At 66.9% G+C, this 17,717-nt stretch carries 18 protein-coding genes; 12 read left to right on the top strand and 6 right to left on the bottom strand.

The annotated features are described in order from the left end of the window. The 3 genes from QZ772_RS20685 to QZ772_RS20675 all read left to right on the top strand — a co-directional run. The coding region (locus tag QZ772_RS20685; RefSeq protein WP_295530330.1) for a PHB accumulation regulatory domain-containing protein at positions 1–431 on the top strand (431 nt) is incomplete at its 5' end. 226 nt (positions 432–657) lie between these two features. Next, a complete protein-coding gene (locus QZ772_RS20680; RefSeq protein WP_295530327.1) occupies positions 658–1,161 on the top strand; it encodes a lipocalin family protein in 504 nt (167 codons plus the stop codon). 67 nt (positions 1,162–1,228) lie between these two features. Beyond that, positions 1,229–1,705: a GAF domain-containing protein gene (locus QZ772_RS20675; protein ID WP_295530324.1), complete on the top strand. Its 477-nt coding sequence runs from the start codon at positions 1,229–1,231 to the stop codon at positions 1,703–1,705. 2 nt (positions 1,706–1,707) lie between these two features. Here the strand turns inward: QZ772_RS20675 and QZ772_RS20670 are convergent, their stop codons facing one another. From QZ772_RS20670 to QZ772_RS20655, 4 genes are read right to left on the bottom strand one after another with little or no spacing between them, the layout of a single operon-like run. After that, positions 1,708–2,484: a glycosyltransferase family 2 protein gene (locus QZ772_RS20670; protein WP_295530321.1), complete on the bottom strand. Its 777-nt coding sequence runs from the start codon at positions 2,482–2,484 to the stop codon at positions 1,708–1,710. Next, positions 2,451–3,254 carry a lysophospholipid acyltransferase family protein gene (locus QZ772_RS20665; protein ID WP_295530317.1) on the bottom strand — a complete coding sequence of 268 codons (804 nt, stop codon included), beginning with the start codon at positions 3,252–3,254 and terminating at the stop codon, positions 2,451–2,453. The genes QZ772_RS20670 and QZ772_RS20665 overlap by 34 nt, the downstream gene beginning before the upstream one ends. A 39-nt stretch (positions 3,255–3,293) precedes the next feature. Next, entirely contained in the window at positions 3,294–4,460 is a 1,167-nt protein-coding gene (locus QZ772_RS20660; protein ID WP_295530314.1) for a hypothetical protein, read from the bottom strand. After that, complete coding sequence (locus QZ772_RS20655) at positions 4,457–5,815, bottom strand: tryptophan 7-halogenase (protein ID WP_295530312.1); 1,359 nt, start codon at positions 5,813–5,815, stop codon at positions 4,457–4,459. The genes QZ772_RS20660 and QZ772_RS20655 overlap by 4 nt, the downstream gene beginning before the upstream one ends. A gap of 118 nt (positions 5,816–5,933) precedes the next feature. On the opposite strand from QZ772_RS20655, the gene QZ772_RS20650 reads away from it, so the two are divergent. Genes QZ772_RS20650 through rng form a run of 8 tightly spaced genes read left to right on the top strand, consistent with a single transcriptional unit; the run spans position 5,934 to position 12,784 of the window. Beyond that, complete coding sequence (locus QZ772_RS20650) at positions 5,934–6,665, top strand: YebC/PmpR family DNA-binding transcriptional regulator (RefSeq protein ID WP_294365617.1); 732 nt, start codon at positions 5,934–5,936, stop codon at positions 6,663–6,665. Then, the gene (gene purD / locus QZ772_RS20645; protein ID WP_295530309.1) at positions 6,665–7,960 is read left to right on the top strand and encodes a phosphoribosylamine--glycine ligase; all 1,296 of its coding nucleotides are present in this window, start codon (positions 6,665–6,667) and stop codon (positions 7,958–7,960) included. Before QZ772_RS20650 ends, purD begins: the two co-directional genes overlap by 1 nt. Then, positions 7,960–8,874 (top strand): oxygen-dependent coproporphyrinogen oxidase, encoded by a 915-nt coding sequence (gene hemF / locus QZ772_RS20640; protein WP_295530306.1) that lies wholly within the window; start codon positions 7,960–7,962, stop codon positions 8,872–8,874. The genes purD and hemF overlap by 1 nt, the downstream gene beginning before the upstream one ends. Further along, positions 8,865–9,491: a nicotinate (nicotinamide) nucleotide adenylyltransferase gene (gene nadD, locus QZ772_RS20635; protein WP_295530303.1), complete on the top strand. Its 627-nt coding sequence runs from the start codon at positions 8,865–8,867 to the stop codon at positions 9,489–9,491. Before hemF ends, nadD begins: the two co-directional genes overlap by 10 nt. Continuing rightward, entirely contained in the window at positions 9,481–10,149 is a 669-nt protein-coding gene (gene rsfS, locus QZ772_RS20630; RefSeq protein WP_295530300.1) for a ribosome silencing factor, read from the top strand. Before nadD ends, rsfS begins: the two co-directional genes overlap by 11 nt. Continuing rightward, a complete protein-coding gene (gene rlmH / locus QZ772_RS20625; protein WP_017761578.1) occupies positions 10,146–10,613 on the top strand; it encodes a 23S rRNA (pseudouridine(1915)-N(3))-methyltransferase RlmH in 468 nt (155 codons plus the stop codon). Before rsfS ends, rlmH begins: the two co-directional genes overlap by 4 nt. Further along, positions 10,606–11,223: a nucleoside triphosphate pyrophosphatase gene (locus tag QZ772_RS20620; RefSeq protein ID WP_295530295.1), complete on the top strand. Its 618-nt coding sequence runs from the start codon at positions 10,606–10,608 to the stop codon at positions 11,221–11,223. The genes rlmH and QZ772_RS20620 overlap by 8 nt, the downstream gene beginning before the upstream one ends. A gap of 13 nt (positions 11,224–11,236) precedes the next feature. Then, on the top strand, positions 11,237–12,784 hold the full coding sequence (gene rng, locus QZ772_RS20615; protein ID WP_295530292.1) for a ribonuclease G: 1,548 nt from the start codon (positions 11,237–11,239) through the stop codon (positions 12,782–12,784). A gap of 38 nt (positions 12,785–12,822) precedes the next feature. Here rng and QZ772_RS20610 read toward each other — a convergent pair whose 3' ends face one another. Next, positions 12,823–14,064 (bottom strand): EAL domain-containing protein, encoded by a 1,242-nt coding sequence (locus QZ772_RS20610; RefSeq protein WP_295530289.1) that lies wholly within the window; start codon positions 14,062–14,064, stop codon positions 12,823–12,825. Positions 14,065–14,295: 231 nt separating this feature from the next. Beyond that, positions 14,296–16,047: a lipid A export permease/ATP-binding protein MsbA gene (gene msbA, locus QZ772_RS20605; protein ID WP_295530286.1), complete on the bottom strand. Its 1,752-nt coding sequence runs from the start codon at positions 16,045–16,047 to the stop codon at positions 14,296–14,298. Positions 16,048–16,253: 206 nt separating this feature from the next. On the opposite strand from msbA, the gene tolB reads away from it, so the two are divergent. Then, positions 16,254–17,534, top strand: a complete 1,281-nt coding sequence (tolB, locus tag QZ772_RS20600) for a Tol-Pal system beta propeller repeat protein TolB (RefSeq protein WP_295530283.1) — start codon at positions 16,254–16,256, stop codon at positions 17,532–17,534. Positions 17,535–17,717: the final 183 nt, after the last annotated feature.

The following is a 17,717-nucleotide window of genomic DNA, read 5'->3' as shown; positions in this document are numbered from 1 at the left end:
CGGACGTCAAGCAGTTGGTGATGGATCAGGCGACCTTCGTGGTCCGCGACGCGAAGACCGGTGAGGACATCACCCGCAGCATCCTGCTCCAGATCATCTTGGAGGAAGAGGCAGGTGGTGCACCGATGTTCACCGAACAGGTACTCGCGAGCATCATCCGGTTCTACGGCCACGCCATGCAGGGCTTCATGGCGCCTTATCTCGAGAAGAACATCCAGGCGATGGTCGAGGTCCAGGGGCAGATGGCCGACAAGGCCCAGAGTTTTACGCCCGAGATGTGGGCGCGCTTCATGACCATGCAATCTCCTGTGCTCCAGGGGCTGATGGGCAGCTATGTCGAGCAGTCCAAGTCGGCGTTTCAGCAGATGCAGGAGCAGATGCAGAAGAACGCGGAGCAGGTGCTTGGCGCCTTCGGCCTCAAGCGGCCCTGATCGGAGCAGGCGCGTGCGGCGCCGTGCGGCGGAGGCCACCGGGCAACGGCTCCAATGCCTGCCTTCTGCAGCCCATTGGTGCTGTCGAAGTTGTCCGACGTGACCCTGTGAAAGGTACGAGATACCGTGCGCGCTCCATAGTTGCGCCGGGATTCTCATGTCGAGACACACAACCTGCCTTGCGGGCCTAAGCCGCCGATCACTTGGCACCATCGGCGTCGCATTCGTGGCCGCTGGACTCGCCGGCTGTGCGGTCTCCACGCCCACCATCGACAGGGCTGCTCAGGTCGACCTGCAACGGTTCATGGGCGATTGGTATGTGATCGGCAACATCCCCACGCTGCCCGAGCGTGACGCCTACAACGCCGTCGAGTCATATAGCCGCGACGCCGACGGGCGCATTCGTACGCGGTTCCGCTATCGGGAAGGCGCCTTCGACGGACCCTTGCGCACGATGAACCCGGTGGGCACGGTCGTGCCTGGATCCGGAAACGCCGTATGGGGAATGCAATTCGTCTGGCCCATACAGGCCGAGTACGTGATCGTCGATGTGGATCCAGACTATTCGCTCACCATCATCGGGCGCAGTGCGCGGGACTACGCATGGATCATGGCGAGGCAGCCGTCCATTCCCGAGTCCAGCTATGACTCTGCCGTGGCGCGCCTGCATGCCCTGGGCTACGACACGGCCAAACTCCGGCGAGTGCCCCAGCGCTGGCCCGAACGCTGAACGACGGTGATGCCGGCTTCGTCCGTTCAGGCGGGCGACAATCGCGCATTCTGTGAAAGCGACTTCGATGAACGAGATCCAGTGGTTTGTGCACACGTGTCAGCGCGAGGGACTGGATGCGGGCCTGCGCGAGCTCAACGCGCGGGTACCCCACCGCTACACGGGCGTCTACCGTTTCGAGGGAGACTTGATGCGGAACCTGGTGTTGGTCGACAAGGCGGGCGAGGCGCGGCCCGAGCAGTTGGCTGCGGTGCCTTTCCAGGACAGCTTCTGCCAGTACGTATTGCGCGAGGGCGAGTTCCGCACTGCCGACACCCGCGAGGACCGTCGGCTCGACGGGCACGCCTACCAGGGAGTGCTGCTCAGCTACCACGGCGTTCCGGTACTCGACGATGCGGGCGAACTGTTCGGCTCGCTGTGCCACTTCGATCCGGAGAACAAGGAGTTGAGCGACATCGAGTTCGCCACGATGCAACGGGTTGCTCGGGTGATCCCGGTCTTCTTGCGCTCGCGATCGGCGGGGCTTTCGCTGCCCGCAGAGTGAATTCAGCGCTGGAAGGGCGGCAGCTTGCGCAGTCGCTTCCAGGCCAGTGAGGGGAGGCGAAGCACAAACTCGATCATCAAGCGTGTGTGCATCCAGGTCAGCAGCACGTTGTCGCGACCATAGCGGAAGTGGGAGACGCCGCCCTCGTCCGCGCTCAGGTATTTGACGGGCGCGTCAATGTTGAGTGGCTTCACGCCGCGCCAGGCAAGCCGGACCACGGCCTCGGTGTCGAAGTCGAAGCGGCGCATCCAGGGCTGGCGATCCATGATCGCGAGCAAGGCCGCGATGGGGTAGACACGAAAGCCATACAGCGAGTCGCCGATGCCGGCAAACAGGGTCTCCAGTTGGGTCCAGCCATTGGAGACGCGGCGGCCGCGCACGCGCAGAAGCGGGGCGGTGGCATCAAACACGGGCCGGCCCAGCACCATGGTCTCGGGGCGCTCCAGCGACTGGGCCATGAAGACCGGGATGAGTGCTGACGGGTGCTGCCCATCGGAGTCCATGGTGAGCGCGTGTGTGAATCCTTCGGCGGCTGCAGCACGCAGACCGTGCATCACGGCAGAGCCCTTCCCCTCATTCTTCGGCAGTACCCAGACCCGCAGCCCATCGTCCACTGCCGCCATCTGCTGGAGTACATCGGCAGTGCCGTCGGTGCTGCCGTCGACCACGACCCAGACGGGACGCCATTGCGCCCGCGCTTCGCGCACCGTCTCGAAAACCTTGGGCCCGGTGTTGTAGCTCGGAATCAGGACAAGGTGGGTGCGCGAGGACTCTGGCATTCGGCGGCTTTCGCTTCGGGCTCGACCCCGGGCGACAGATGGTGTTGGAAATAGCTTTCTAGGCGTGCAGTCAGAGCGTTGCTGTCCGCCATCGGCGCAAAACGCTCGCCAAGCCGCAGGCGGAAAACAATGGGCAGCGGCGGCACGCGCCAAATGGGCCAGCCTTTGCCGAGATAGGGCGAGTCCGTGTCGATGAACACGGTCTGGATCGGTGCCTGCGCCAGACGCGCGATGAGCGTCACGCCCGGGCGGAACGCATTGAGCCGCCCCCCGGTTGTGCGCGTGCCTTCCGGAAACACCACCAGTTGACCGCCCTCGCGCAGGTCGTCGACAGCCAGGCGCACCATCGTGCGTGCGGAGTCGTTACGGATGTAGCGTGCCAGCCGCGCTCCCGCGCCGAGAAACACGTTCTTCATCAGCGACGCTTTCATGATGCAGGCGCTGTGAGGCAGATGCGCCACCATCAGCAGCGCGTCCAGCATCGTCGGGTGATTGGCGATGATCACCAGACCACGCTCGTCGCGCAGGGCGCCGAGGCATCGGGCATCGATGCGCATCATTCCGCAGGCGCAGGCGACGGTCCAGAAAAGGCGGTAGCCATGGGCGATGGCGGCACGCCCCATCGCACGGCCCTTTGCCGGCGGAAGGACGGGATAGAGCACTATCGCCACCAAGTTCCAGGCGAGCGACATGAGACCCAGCCCGAGCAGCAGCAGGTAAAGCGGTGGCGCGAGAAAGAGTGCCCTCGCAAGGCCAAGGAGCGCTCTCATGGCTGGGCCCGGTGCATGGTCGGGGCGTGGCGGGAGCGGTCAGCGCTTGGGTTCATCCAATGGGGGGGTAGGCGCCGTCCCGGACGTGCCGACCGCCTCGATGGACGAGGCGGCTTGCACGGCGAGTCGGTCGGGAACGCTCATGTGGGTTTCGATTTCTAGCAGCAGATCGCGCCGGCAGATGTCGGCGTGGAGGAACACTGCGTGCCGGAGAAAAGGACTGTCCGTGCCCATGACGGCGGCAAGGCGGTCGCGGAGCAGCGACGCATCTGCCGGGTGCCGCACGTACACCACGGCATCGCTTTCCGCCAGGGCGAATCCGCCGCCACCGAGCCGGTTGGCCTCGGCCAGCACGGCGTCGAGGTTGCGCAGCGTCTCGTCGAGCTGGGCGTGGAGATCACCTTCATGCACGGTGGCATGACCGACGATGCTGGCGGTGCCTGAGACGAACAAGCGCTTCGCGCCGTCAGGCTGGCGGACGACGGCCGCCCGCGAGAAGGTGGGGGCGCGCGGGCCGTAGTCCGCCGGGTAGCGCCAGGCGGGCGTCTGCCGGGGGTTCTCGATCGGCTGAGGTGCCACTTTCGCGGCAAGAAAGCGCAAGACCAGCCCGCCACGATGCAGCCCGAGCGCGCAGGCCGCGGGCGAACCTTCGAAGGCGGCCTGCCCGGCGTCGAGAAAGGCCTGCTGCCGCCCGGCGTTGAACTGCCGATAGCGCTCGAGTCCGCCGCCGTCCTCGTTGATCCGGGGCAGGTAGTTCCAGAGGCGATGCAGGTGGGCAAAGCCTGTCTCGGCGAGGCAGGCGAACAGGTCGGCATAGGCGCGCCGGGAGAGCGCTTCGAGGCCGCTGCCATCTTCTTCGAGGTCGACGGCGCCGAACAGGTGGCCGTCGTCATGCCGCCACCGCACACAGCCTGTCTGGCCCGCTGTGACCGGCCCGCCGGCAAGCCACACGTCGGCGGTGAGCGGTTGCTGCAGGAGCAGCGCCGCCGGCACGCAGGCCAGTCCCGCTGGAAGCACTGTGTTGCCTTCAGTCGCGCCATAGACCAGTCCGCCCAGGATGCGGCCGGGTTCAAGAGAGGCGGCATCTCGCAGAAGCCAGCGCTGAAAGGCCGGCGTCGCCGCCTCAGCACTGGCAAGTGAATGGAAGCTGGACTCAACGAAGGCCTGGGTAGATGCGCCGATGGCGCCGCAAGACGACCTGCTCATCGGCTCTCGAGCACGTTCTCGCCGGCCAGCGGGCCGAGGTCGCGGATGTTGCGTCGGCGTCGCTGCCAGGCGTGCCACGTCCGCCGCGGATTGGCGGCAGACACCGCGTAATACATGGTCTTCAGGATGCGCAGCGAGCGCCAGATGGGCGTGCCGTTGTGGATGTCTCCGGCCAGCAGCGACATCAGCGCCTCCTTCACGCGGAAGGGGTTCTGCGGATACATGAAGAACTCGCGCATGGTCGGGTTGGTGACGCGGAAGATGAACCAGGAAAACTCCTTCGGTCCCTTTCGCATGTAGCGCTCGAAGGCGCGCCTTGCGGCGGGCGCGCGTGAGGGTTGGTCCAGCGTAGTGGCCACCAGTCCGGCGCCCTCGAAGGCGCTGTGCATAGCCAGGTACACGCCCGAGGAGAAGACCGGATCGATGAAGGCGAACGCATCGCCCAGCATCAGGTAACGCTCGCCGGTGCAATGCGTGCCGCTGTAGGAATAGTTGCCGGTGGCGTAGACCGCATCGTCGACCAGTTCCGCGCTCTTGAGGCGCTCGGAGAGCTCGGGACTCATGGCGATGGTTTCGGCGAAGAAATCCTTCAGCGGCTTGTCGCGCGACTTGAGGTAGTAGGGCCAGCACACGGCACCCACGCTCACCGTACCGTCCGCCAGCGGGATGTACCAGAACCAGCCGTGCTTGAACCAGAAGATGGTGATGTAGCCCTCGTACATCCCTTCCGCCCGCCAGGCGTTGCGGAAGTGGCCGAACAGGGCCGAGCTGTTGTGGCGCGGATTCTTGAGCTTGGACTTCAGCCGGTTGGCCATGAAGGTGTCGCGGCCCGATGCGTCGATCACGAAGCGCGTGCGCCATTGGCGCGAGCTGCCGTCGTCGAGGGTGGTTTGGACAGTCGCGCCCTGCGCGTCGAAGGCGACGTCGCGCACCCGGCAGCCTTCTAGTGCGGTCGCGCCTTCCTTGGCGGCATGGCGGAAAAGAATCTCATCCAGGTCGGACCGGCGAACTTGCCAAGCGTGGGTAAGCTTCTTGTCCCATCCCTCGCCAAAGCCCAGCCGCACGCTGCGGCCGTGCTCCTGCGAGACGAACTCGGCGCCCCACTTGGCCATGCCGATGCGCTCGACCTCTTCGCGGACGCCCAGCCGCTCGAACAGTTCGACGTTGGCAGGCAGCAGCGACTCGCCGATGTGGAAGCGCGGGTGATGCGCCTTCTCGGCCACCACCACCCGTCGGCCCTGACGCGCGAGCAGCGCGGCGGCCGTGGCGCCTGCCGGGCCGCCGCCGATCACGAAGACATCGCAGCTGTCCGAGTCTGCGGTCGACATGCCGGCGCTGGAGGAATCGGAGGTCATGGCACGTTGGAGGGATTGTGAAAAAGGCGGAGTATGCCGTCCCGCCGAGGGGAAGCTTCGTTGCGGACGGTAAAATTGCCCACCCGTAACGACAGACAAGAAACGCGAGCATCAGGTCATGGCCGGACACAGCAAGTGGGCAAACATTCAACACAGAAAAGGCCGGCAGGACGAGAAGCGCGGCAAGATCTGGACGCGCGTCATCCGCGAAATCATGGTGGCCGCGCGCACGGGCGGCGGTGACCTCACGGCCAACCCCCGCCTGCGCCTGGCGGTCGACAAGGCGAAGGCCGCCAACATGCCGGCCGACACCATCAAGCGCAACATCGACAAGGCCACCGGCAACCTCGAGGGCGTGCAGTACGAGGAAATCCGCTACGAGGGCTACGGCATCGGCGGCGCGGCCATCATCGTCGACACCATGACCGACAACCGCGTGCGCACGGTCGCCGAGGTGCGGCATGTGTTCTCCAAGTACGGCGGCAACATGGGCACCGAAGGCTCCGTGGCCTTCCAGTTCAAGCACTGCGGCCAGATCCTTTTCGCGCCGGGCACGGACGAGGACAAGGTCATGGAAGTGGCGCTCGAAGCTGGCGCCGAGGACGTGGTGACTGACGATGACGGCGCCATCGAGGTGATCACCGCGCCGGGCGATTTCGAAGCGGTCAAGAACGCCCTGGAGGCCGCCGGTCTGAAGGCCGAGCTGGCCGAGGTCACGATGCGTGCCGAGAACACCATCGAACTGGGCGGCGAGGACGGCGCCCGCATGCAGAAGCTTCTGGACATGATCGAGGACCTGGACGACGTCCAGGAGGTCTACCACAACGCGTCCATCGCGGAGGCCTCCTGATGAAGGTCCTGGTCATCGGCGGGGGCGGACGCGAGCACGCGCTGGCCTGGCGCCTGGCGCATTCCGAGCGCGTCACGCGGGTCTACGTGGCGCCGGGCAATGGCGGCACGGCGCTCGACAAGCGTTTCGTGCAGGTCCCCCACACCGATCCCGCGGCACTGCGCGAATGGGCGCAGCAGGAAAAGATCGCGTTGACGGTGGTCGGCCCTGAAGGCCCGCTGGCGGCGGGCGTGGTCGACGAGTTCCGAGACCATGGCCTGCGCATCTTCGGCCCCACCAAGGCAGCCGCGCAGCTCGAAAGCTCCAAGGCCTTCTCCAAGGCCTTCATGAAACGGCACAAGATTCCCACCGCGGAATACGAGACCTTCACCGACGCCACGGCCGCCCACGCCTACGTGGACGCCAAGGGCGCGCCCATCGTCATCAAGGCCGACGGCTTGGCGGCGGGCAAGGGCGTGGTCGTGGCCACCTCACTGACCGAGGCGCACGAGGCCATCGACTTCATGCTGCTCGACAACAAGCTGGGCATCAGCCACAACGAAGGCGGCGCCCGCGTGGTTATCGAGGAATTCCTCGCCGGCGAGGAGGCCAGTTTCATCGTGCTGTGCGACGGCAAGAACGTCGCCGCGCTGGCCACCAGCCAGGACCACAAGCGCCTGCTCGATGGCGACCAGGGCCCGAACACCGGCGGCATGGGCGCCTATTCGCCGGCGCCCGTGGTGACGGCCGAGGTGCATGCCCGCGTGATGCGCGAGATCATCCTGCCGACGATCCGCGGCATGGAGCGCGACGGCATTCCCTACACCGGCTTCCTCTACGCCGGACTGATGATCGACGCGGCCGGCCATCCCAAGACGCTCGAATTCAACTGCCGCATGGGTGACCCCGAGACGCAGCCGATCATGATGCGCCTGAAGTCCGACCTGTTCGATCTGCTGTGGCACGCCACCGACGGCACCCTGGACCAGGTTGAACTGGAGTGGGACCGGCGTACCGCGCTCGGCGTGGTCCTGGCTGCGCACGGCTATCCGCTGGATCCGCGCAAGGGCGACGCCATCAGCGGCGTGCCGGCAGAGGCTGCCGATGCCGTGGTCTTCCATGCCGGCACCACGCTGCAGGACGGCAAGCTGCTCACCAGCGGCGGCCGCGTGATGTGCGTGACGGTGCTGGCCGACAACGTCAAGCTGGCCCAGCAGCGCGCCTACGAGGTGGCCGCGCAGGTGCGCTTCGACGGCGTGCAGTACCGCAAGGACATCGGCCATCGCGCGGTGCCCGCGCGCGGGCAGGGCGCCTGATGCAGGCCCAGCCGCAGGCGGTCGGCGACTGGCTACGCGGCTTGCAGACGCGCATCGTCGAAGCGGTCGAAGGCGCGGACGGCGGGCGCGCCGTTCGCGACGCTTGGCACAAGGCGCCTGGCGAGCCGCTGCAGGGCGAGGGACTGACCTGCATCCTGGAAGGCGGCGACCTGTTCGAGCGCGCAGGCTGCGGTTTCTCGCATGTGCGGGGGCCTCGGCTGCCGCCATCTGCAACGCAACATCGGCCCGAACTTTCCGGCGCGCCCTTCGAGGCCATGGGGGTGTCGCTGGTCTTCCATCCGCGCAATCCCTACGTGCCGACCGTGCACATGAACGTGCGCATGATCGCGGCGCTCCCTGCGGACGCCGAACCGGTGTGCTGGTTCGGCGGCGGCATGGATCTCACGCCCTACTACGGCTTCGAGGACGACGCGGTGCATTTCCACCGCAGTTGCCGCGATGCGCTTTCCCCCTTCGGCGAGGACAAGTACCCCCGCTTCAAGGCCTGGTGCGACGAGTACTTCTGCCTGAAGCACCGGGGCGAGCAGCGCGGCATCGGCGGCATATTCTTCGACGATTTCTCCGAGCTAGGCTTCGAGCGCAGCTTCGACATGCTGCGGTCGGTCGGCGAGGCGTTCCTGCCTGCCTACCTGCCCATCGTCGAGCACCGCCGGAACACGCCCTGGGGCGAGCGCGAACGCGCCTTCCAGTTGTATCGCCGCGGCCGCTACGTCGAATTCAACTTGGTCTGGGACCGCGGCACCCACTTCGGCCTTCAGTCGGGAGGGCGCACCGAATCCATCCTGCTGTCGATGCCGCCGCAGGCGAGCTGGGCCTATCGCCGTGAAGAAGCGCCGGGCTCGGCCGAGGCGCGTCTCTACACCGACTTCCTGCCTCGCCGCGAATGGCTCTGAAACCCCGCGTCGGCGTGTTCGGCGGTGCCTTCGATCCGCCACACAACACGCATGTGGCGCTGGCGCGCGCAGCCCTCGCGCAGTTGCAGTTGCGTGAGCTTCGGGTGCTGCCCACCGGCCATGCGTGGCACAAGGCGCGCACGCTCAGCGACGCGGCGGATCGGGTGGCCATGGCGCAGCTCGCCTTCGAGCCGCTGGGCGCCGTGGTGGTCGATCCGCGGGAGACCTTGCGCAGCGGTCCGACCTACACGCTCGATACCCTGCGAGAATTGCGGCTCGAACAGCCCGAAGTCGAGTGGGTGCTGATGCTTGGCACCGACCAGGCGGCGGCACTGCCGACCTGGCATGGCTGGCAGCAGATCCTGCAGATCGCCACGGTGGCGGTGGCCGAACGCATCGACGATGCGGGCGAGCCCATCGTCTTCGACCCGCGCAGCCTTCCCGGGCTGCCGGCCGAAGCCCGTTTCGAATCCCTTCGCATTGCGCCGGAGGACACCAGTGCCACCCTGATCCGCCAGCGCGCCGCGCAGGGGCTGGACTTGGCGGCGCTGGTTCCCCCTGCCGTTGCACGCTATATTGAACAACACCACCTCTACAGCCCGCCTGATGAGCACTGACGCCTCCGCCAAGAAAGACATCCAGAAACTCCAGCGGGCCATCGTCGATGGCCTGGAGGACGTCAAGGCACAGGACATCCAGGTCTTCAACACGGAGCATCTGTCCCCGCTGTTCGAGCGGGTGATCGTCGCCTCCGGCGCCTCCAATCGCCAGACCAAGGCCCTCGCCGCCAGCGTGCGCGAGGCCGTCAAGGAGGCCGGCTTCAGCAAGCCGCGCATCGAAGGCGAGGACAACGGCGAATGGATCATCGTGGACTGCGGCCCTGCCGTGGCCCACATCATGCAGCCCAACATCCGCGCCTACTACCACCTCGAAGAGATCTGGGGCGACAAGCCGGTGCGCGTGAAGTTCGGTGCACCCAAGCCCTCGGCCCGCGTGGCTTCCGATGAAGCCGCCGCGCCTGCCAAAAAGGCACCGCGCAAACGCGCGGGTACCAGCGCCGACTCCGCCGCTTCTTCGGCCCGCAAGCCTGCAGCGAAGAAGGCCGCCTCCAAGCCGGCGGCTCCCAAGGCGCCGGCGCGCAAGGCCGCAGGCACCGCGCCCGCCAAGTCTGCCCGCAAGCCCGCCGCGAAAAAGGCGGCGCCCAAGAAGGTCGTGGTCGGCACACCCGCTCGCAAGGTGGCCGCCAAGAAGGCGCTGGCCCGCAAGAAGGCATGAAGCTGCTGGTGGTCGCCGTCGGGCAGCGCATGCCCGACTGGGCGCAGACCGCCTGGGACGACTACGCCAAACGCTTCCCGCCGGAGCTCAAGCTCGAGCTCAAGGCCGTCAAGACCGAGCCGCGGGGCTCCAAGTCGCTAGAGACGCTCTATGCGGCCGAGCGCGAGCGCATCGAGGCGGCGATTCCCCGCGGCACGCGCATCGTCGCGCTCGACGAACGAGGGACCGCGCTCACCACCAAGGCCCTGGCTGCCCGCCTGTCCTTCTGGCAGGGGGAGGGCGATGACGTGGCGCTGGTCATCGGGGGGCCGGACGGCCTGGAACCCGCTTTCAGGGCAGCCGCGCACGAGCGCATCCGCCTTTCCGACCTGACGCTGCCGCATGCCATGGCGCGCGTGCTGCTGGTCGAACAGCTCTACAGGGCGTGGTCCGTCAACGCCGGCCATCCATACCACCGTGAATAAATCCCGCCCAGACTTCGTCTACCTGGCCTCGCAGAGCCCGCGCCGGGCCCAGTTGCTCGACCTGCTCCAGGTCCGTCATCAGCCGCTGGTGGCAGACGCCGACGAGGATGCAGAGGCGCTGGAGGTTCCGCTGTCGCGCGAGGCAGCCACCGCCTATGTGCAGCGGGTGACCGGACTCAAGCTCGATGCGGCGGTGACCCGCCTGCGTCGGCGTGGATCGCCCGTGGCGCCGGTGCTGTGCGCCGACACCACCGTGGCGCTGGGTGGGCGCATTCTCGGCAAGCCGGCCGATGCGGCCGATGCACGCACCATGCTGGCGGCGCTTTCGGGCCGCACGCATCGCGTGATGACGGCCGTGGCCCTGCAGGCGGGACGACGTCGGCTGCAGGCGCTCAGCGTCTCGCAGGTGCGTTTTGCGGCGCTCACGCGCGCACAGATCGATGCCTACGTCGCCACCGGCGAGCCCATGGGCAAGGCAGGGGCCTATGCCATCCAGGGCCTCGGCAGCGCCCTGGTCGAACATATCGCGGGCAGCCATTCAGGCATCATGGGCCTGCCGGTCTTCGAGACGGCGCAACTGCTGCGCCAGGCGGGCTGGCGAATCCCCTGAACGGCCAAGTCCCATGCAAGAAATCCTCATCAACTGGGCTCCGCAGGAGACGCGCGTCGCCGTGGTCGAGCATGGCGCCGTGCAGGAGCTGCACGTGGAGCGCACGCTGGAGCGCGGACTCGTCGGGAATGTCTACCTCGGCAAGGTGTCGCGCGTGCTGCCCGGCATGCAGTCGGCCTTCATCGACATCGGGCTGGAGCGCACGGCCTTCCTGCACGTCGCCGACCTGGTGGCGCCGTTCACGCCGGGCTCGCGCGCCGCGCCGATGCCCGAGGCGCGCACGGCGGCCAGCGGGGAGGGCGGCCGCTCGCAACAGCCGGTGGTGCCCATCGAGCGGCAGGTGTTCGAGGGCCAGTCGCTGCTGGTGCAGGTCATCAAGGACCCGATCGGCACCAAGGGGGCTCGGCTGTCCACGCAGATCAGCATCGCGGGGCGGATGCTCGTCTTCCTGCCGCAGGACAACCACATCGGCGTCTCGCAGAAGATCCCGCCCGAGCAGCGAGACACGCTGCGCCGCCGCGTCCAGACACTGGCAGAGGCGGCCATCCAAACTTCTGCCGGCCAGGCGGGGCCATCGCGCGATCACGGCGGCTACATCCTGCGCACCAATGGCGAGGAGGCGAGCGATGCCGAACTGGCCGACGACATCGCCTACCTGCGCAAGACCTGGACCCGCATCCACGAGCGCGCCGGCAAGATGCCGCCGGTGTCGCTGCTGCACCAGGACCTCAGCCTGCTGCAGCGTGTGCTGCGCGACCTGGTGGACGAACGCACCACCACCATCCGCATCGATTCGCGCGAGCAGTTCGACCGGCTTCTGCGCTTTGGCCGCGAGTTCATGCCCAAGGCGGCCGAGAAGCTGGCGCTCTACACCGGAGAGCGGCCGATCTTCGACCTGTTCAACATCGACGAGGACATCGTCCGTGCCCTGGGCCGGCGGGTGGATCTCAAGTCGGGCGGCTACCTGGTGATCGACCAGACCGAGGCGTTGACGACCATCGACGTCAACACCGGCGCCTTCGTCGGCGCCCGCAACTTCGACGACACGGTCTTCAAGACCAATCTGGAAGCCGCACTGTCCATCGCACGGCAACTGCGGCTGCGCAACCTGGGCGGCATCGTGATCGTGGACTTCATCGACATGAGCCGCACCGATCACCGCGAGCAGGTGCTGGCTGAACTGCGCAAGCAACTGGGCCGAGACCGGGTCAAGACCACCGCCAGTGGCTTCTCGCAGCTGGGCCTGGTGGAAATGACGCGCAAGCGCACGCGCGAATCGCTGGCGCACATGCTGTGCGAACCCTGCGTGGCCTGTGGTGGACAGGGCATCGTCAAGACCGCGCGCACGGTCGCGTACGAGGTGCTGCGCGAGATCCTGCGCGAGGCGCGGCAGTTCACGCCCCGCGAGTTCCGCATCGTGTCCTCGCCGGCGGTCATCGAGCTTTTCCTGGACGAAGAGAGCCAGCATCTGGCGGGGTTGTCGGACTTCATCGGCAAGCCGATCTCCCTGCAGGCCGAATCGGCCATGGGGCAGGGGCAGTACGACATCGTGCTGCTTTGACCGGAGCGCCCCGCCCCGCCCCGCATCGACGGGCAGGGCTAGCGGGTGGCGCTGAAGGCCAGGGCTTCCTGCAGGCCCAGCGGCCTCGACAAGAAGTAGCCCTGTGCGCAGTCGACGTCAAGCCGCTGGAGCATTTCCAGCTCATCGCCGGACTCGACGCCTTCGGCAATCACCAGGCTGTTTATCTCGTGGGCGAAGCTGGTCAGGCCTTTGGCCAGCGCGCGGCGCTTCCCGTCGTCATGGATGTTGCGGGTCAGGCTCATGTCGAGCTTGATGATGTCCGGCGCCAGATTGAGGATGTGGCGCATGCTGGCGTAGCCTGCGCCGGCGTCGTCGACGGCCACGCGAGCGCCCAGTGCACGCAGAGGCGCCAAGGAGGCGGCAAGCGCCACATAGTCCTGCACGATGGCATGCTCCGTGATCTCCAGCGTCACCCGTGAGGGCACCCGCACGGCTGCGAGCACCGGCTCCAATCGCCCCGACAGGATCAGGCTGGGTGAGCAGTTGACGCTGAGCGAGCACCTGGCGGGGAAGGCATCCAGGCTCTGCAGTGCCTTCTCGATGGCACGCAGTTCCAGGGGCAGGCCCACGCCCGCGGCGTCGGCGAGTCGGAACCACTCGTCGGGCGGACGCCGCGGCTCGATGTCGAAACGCGAGAGGCATTCGAAGCTGCGGACCGCGCGGTGCGCAATGCTGTAGACCGGCTGGAAAACGATGCGGGGCGCGCCGTGTGCCATCGCGTCCTGCACCTCGCGCGCGGCACTCTGGCGGGCGCGCTGGCCGGCGGAGCGTTCCTCCATGCGCAGGCCGACGACTTCGGCGAATGCGTGCATGAGCCGCATCTCCCTTTCTCCCAGGACGGGATTCGGCAGGTAGCTGAAGCAGCAGAGCGTGCCGTAGATGCTTCCGTCCTTCAAGCGCACCGGCACGCTCAGGTGAGAGCCGATGGGAATCTCAGTGGTGTGCGGAATCTGCAGTGCGGCCTCGACCTTGGAGGTGTCGGGAATGCATTCGGGCAGTTCGCCACGCACGACCTTGAGGCAGTAGCCTTCGGTCATGGCCAATCGCTGCGAGGGCCTGAGTGGCCCGTCCGGCGCGCAGTCCACATACTCGAAGACGCGCTCGTCGCCCTCGAAGTGCGAGATGAACGCGACATCCATACCCAGGTGCCGCCGCACGGCTGTCAAAACGCTGTGAATCGCCTCTGCACCGTCGTCTTGTCCGCCAGCTCCTTCTGAAGCTTTAGGGGCACAGGCAGGTGCCGCTGCTGAGAGCTGCATTGCCAATCCTTCGCTGTCGTGGTCCGCACGTGCCTCCACGCACGATCATCACATTACCTTAACATTCTGTAAGTTTCGGACACCTTGGGGGATGACCTTACGGTCGGCGCTGATCCGTTTGGTCGAGGTGTAGGACAACCTCTGGGGTGTAGCGGCGCACACGCAACGGCGGTGCTGGGGCGGAATCGGGATCGATGCGGTCCCGTCCGCTGCTCAGGCCTCCGCAACAGCTTATGCGCGCGGCGCCTGCAGACGGGCATACAGCCCATCCCGGGCCATCAACTCGGCGTGACTGCCTTGCTCGACGATGCGGCCACGGTCCATGACCACGATCCGGTCGGCATGCTGGATGGTGGAGAGGCGGTGCGCGACGATCAGCGTCGTGCGGCCTCGCATGAGGCGCTGGAGGGCATCCTGCACCAGACGCTCCGACTCGGTATCCAGCGCCGACGTGGCTTCGTCCAGCAGCAGCACCGGCGCGTCGCGATAGAGCGCTCGCGCGATCGCCAGCCGCTGGCGTTGACCGCCGGACAGTTCAGTGGCGTTGTGGCCGAGCACGGTATCGATGCCTTGCGGCAGGCGCTCGACATGAGGGGCGAGGTTCGCCGCCTCCACGCACTGCAACACCCGCGCGCGGTCTATTTGCGCGGCCCCCAGTGCCACATTGGCTGCCAACGTGTCGTTGAGCATCACCACGTCCTGGCTCACCAGGGCGAATTGCCGGCGCAGGCTCTCCAACGTCCAATCGGCCACGTCCTGATCGTCCAGGGTCACCCGGCCGGCGGTGGGATGCACGAAGCGCGGCAGCAGGTTGACCAGCGTCGTCTTGCCCGAGCCCGAAGGGCCCACCAGCGCGACGATCTCCCCAGGGGCGATGCGCAGGTCGATGTCCTCCAGCGCCATGCCCGCGTCTTCGCGGTAGCGCACTTGTACGCCCCGCAGTTCCACGCGGCCCTGGGCACGGGCCATCTCGAAGCGGCCATCGGCTTCGACCTGGGTGCCGTCCATGAGGCCCAGTCCCCGCTCGAGCGCGGCGAGACCGCGGGTGATCGGATTGGCCATGTCGGCCAGACGGCGGATAGGGGCGATCAGCATCAGCATGGCCGTGATGTACGCCACGAAACCGCCGACCGTCAGACCGCGATCGCCGCTCTGCCAGAGGGCGATCATCACCACCACCGACAGCGCCACCGCCGCGAAGAGCTGCGTCAGCGGCGTCATCGCGGCCGAGGCGATGGTGGACTTGACCGCCAGCCGGTTCAGGCTGTGGCTGAGCCGGTCGAAGCGGGCCGATTGGCCGGCCTGCGCACCGTGCAGGCGAACCATGCGGTGGGCCAGCACGTTCTCTTCCACCACGTAGGCCAGCTCGTCGGTCGCCTGCTGGCCCATCAATGTCAGGCTGTACAGGCGGCGCGACAGCGCCTTCATGATCCATGACACACCGGGCACCAGCACGGCGACGACCAGCGTGAGCTTCCAGTTCAGGAAGAGCAGATAGAACAGCAGTGCCACCACCGTGAAGCCATCGCGGGAGATGCTCAGCAGCGCCTGCACGAGCAGCATGGCGCCGGTCTGCACCTCGTAGACGATGGTGTTGGACAACGTGCTGGCGGACTGGCGCGAGAACAGGCCGAGGTCGGCCGCCAACATGCGTTCGAACAGCACGCTGCGCATGCGCTGCATGCCCTCGTTGGCGATGCGCGCCAGCGCGTATTGCGACACGAACTGCGCCACGCCACGCACCGCGAAGAGCAGGATGATGGCTGTGGGCACCATCCACAGCGCGAGTTGACCCCGCGCGAAGCCCCGGTCCAGCAGGGGCTTGAGCAGGGCAGGCATCAGGGGTTCGGTGACGGCGGCGACGACGGACATCACCATGGCCAGAACCCACCAGCGACGCGAACCGCCGAACCACGTCATGAGCCGGGCGAGCCGGCGAGTCAGGGGCGCTCGCGCAGGCGCGTCGGCAGGGGAGGTCGACATGGCGGCGGATTCTACGGGGCCGCCTGATGCGCCCTTGGAGGCTGTAGGACAGAGGCGAAATCGGAACGCAAGCCCGGGTTTGCGCGTAGGGGCAAGGTGTAACATCGCTGGCTCCGCGCCTGGAACCGCGACCCGGATTTGAAACTTTCCAGGCGTAAATTCCTCCGAGCTGCATGAATACTTCGCCGCCGTCGCAGTCTTCCTCGATGTTTCCGACCCTGGCCCGACGTACGCTGATCACCGCGTTCGCTGCTGTCCCGGTCCTTCCCGCCCTGGCCCAGTTCCGCGTCGAAGTCTCTGGTGTGGGCCTCACGCAGTTGCCCATCGCACTGGCGCCTTTCCGCGGCGAGGAAGCCTCGCCCCAGAAGATCTCGGCCATTGTGCAGGCGGACCTCGAACGCAGCGGGCAATTCCGCGGCGTCGATGCCTCAGGCCAATCCCTCGACGAGAACAGTCGCCCCGACCTGGCCCTGTGGCGCCAGCGCACGGCGGACTCGCTCGTGGCCGGTAGCGTCACGCGGTTGGCGGATGGTCGCTGGGACGTGCGCTTCCGGCTGTGGGACGTGGTCCGGGGGCAGGACCTCGGCGGCCAGAGCTATACCGTCCCGGAGGCGGACCTGAGGCTGGCCTCGCATCGGATCGCCGACTACGTCTACGAGAAGCTGACCGGCGAGAAGGGCGTGTTCTCGACCCGCATCGCCTATGTGACGCGCGCCTCGGGCCGCTACACGCTGTGGGTGGCCGATGCGGATGGCGAGAACGCCCAGGCCGCGCTCGCCAGCCCTGAGCCGATCATCTCGCCCGTGTGGTCGCCCAGCGGTGGTGAACTGGCCTACGTGTCCTTCGAGTCGCGCAAGCCGGTGGTGTACGTGCACACCGTCGCGACCGGCCAGCGCCGTCTGGTTGCCAACTTCCGCGGCTCCAACAGTGCGCCGGCCTGGTCGCCCGATGGCCGCAGTCTGGCCGTCACCCTCAGTCGCGATGGCGGGTCCCAGCTCTACACAATTCCGGCAAGCGGTGGCGAGCCCCGCCGGCTTACCCAGAGCAGCAGCATCGACACGGAGCCGACCTACACCGCCGACGGCAGTTCCATCTACTTCGTGAGCGACCGGGGCGGTGCTCCGCAGATTTACAAGATGCCGGCCAGCGGCGGCGCGCCGGTGCGCGTGACCTTCTCGGGGTCCTACAACATTTCGCCAGCCGTGAGCCCGGACGGGCGGTGGTTGGCCTACATCTCGCGTGTGGGCGGAGCATTCAAGCTCCATGTGATGGAACTCGCCACCGGCAATGTCACGGCCATCACCGACACCGCTGCAGACGAGAGCCCCAGCTTTGCGCCGAACGGCAAGCTGCTCGTCTATTCAACCCAGATTCAGGGCAGAGAAGCGCTGATGACCACCACACTTGACGGCAAGATCAAGGCGCGTTTGGCGGGGAAGGCGGGGGACATCCGGGAACCGGATTGGGGCCCCTTCCAAAAGCAATGATTTTTTGTCCGCACTGAGGAGTGTTCGTATGTTGAAGAAATCGATTTTTGCCCTTGCCTTCGTCGCCCTTGTGGCGGGTTGTTCGTCGGGTACCAAGCTGAATGAAACGCCGGTGAGCACGGCCGGTGGTACCGGCGGCGGCGCAGGTTCCGGCGCGGCCAGCGGCGTCGCGCCTGTCACCAT

Origin of the sequence: uncultured Pseudacidovorax sp., assembly GCF_913773995.1 — a bacterium.
Classification (GTDB): domain Bacteria; phylum Pseudomonadota; class Gammaproteobacteria; order Burkholderiales; family Burkholderiaceae_C; genus Xenophilus.
This window is presented reverse-complemented; position numbering and strand designations above follow the sequence as displayed.

Excerpts from the sequence above, each read along its gene's own strand:
- QZ772_RS20675 (WP_295530324.1), top strand. The coding sequence starts at position 1,229 with ATGAACGAGATCCAGTGGTTTGTGCACACGTGTCAGCGCGAGGGACTG.
- QZ772_RS20670 (WP_295530321.1), bottom strand. The coding sequence starts at position 2,484 with ATGCCAGAGTCCTCGCGCACCCACCTTGTCCTGATTCCGAGCTACAAC.
- QZ772_RS20665 (WP_295530317.1), bottom strand. The coding sequence starts at position 3,254 with ATGAGAGCGCTCCTTGGCCTTGCGAGGGCACTCTTTCTCGCGCCACCG.
- QZ772_RS20660 (WP_295530314.1), bottom strand. The coding sequence starts at position 4,460 with ATGAGCAGGTCGTCTTGCGGCGCCATCGGCGCATCTACCCAGGCCTTC.
- QZ772_RS20655 (WP_295530312.1), bottom strand. The coding sequence starts at position 5,815 with ATGACCTCCGATTCCTCCAGCGCCGGCATGTCGACCGCAGACTCGGAC.
- QZ772_RS20650 (WP_294365617.1), top strand. The coding sequence starts at position 5,934 with ATGGCCGGACACAGCAAGTGGGCAAACATTCAACACAGAAAAGGCCGG.
- purD (WP_295530309.1), top strand. The coding sequence starts at position 6,665 with ATGAAGGTCCTGGTCATCGGCGGGGGCGGACGCGAGCACGCGCTGGCC.
- hemF (WP_295530306.1), top strand. The coding sequence starts at position 7,960 with ATGCAGGCCCAGCCGCAGGCGGTCGGCGACTGGCTACGCGGCTTGCAG.
- nadD (WP_295530303.1), top strand. The coding sequence starts at position 8,865 with ATGGCTCTGAAACCCCGCGTCGGCGTGTTCGGCGGTGCCTTCGATCCG.
- rsfS (WP_295530300.1), top strand. The coding sequence starts at position 9,481 with ATGAGCACTGACGCCTCCGCCAAGAAAGACATCCAGAAACTCCAGCGG.
- rlmH (WP_017761578.1), top strand. The coding sequence starts at position 10,146 with ATGAAGCTGCTGGTGGTCGCCGTCGGGCAGCGCATGCCCGACTGGGCG.
- rng (WP_295530292.1), top strand. The coding sequence starts at position 11,237 with ATGCAAGAAATCCTCATCAACTGGGCTCCGCAGGAGACGCGCGTCGCC.
- QZ772_RS20610 (WP_295530289.1), bottom strand. The coding sequence starts at position 14,064 with ATGCAGCTCTCAGCAGCGGCACCTGCCTGTGCCCCTAAAGCTTCAGAA.
- msbA (WP_295530286.1), bottom strand. The coding sequence starts at position 16,047 with ATGTCGACCTCCCCTGCCGACGCGCCTGCGCGAGCGCCCCTGACTCGC.
- tolB (WP_295530283.1), top strand. The coding sequence starts at position 16,254 with ATGTTTCCGACCCTGGCCCGACGTACGCTGATCACCGCGTTCGCTGCT.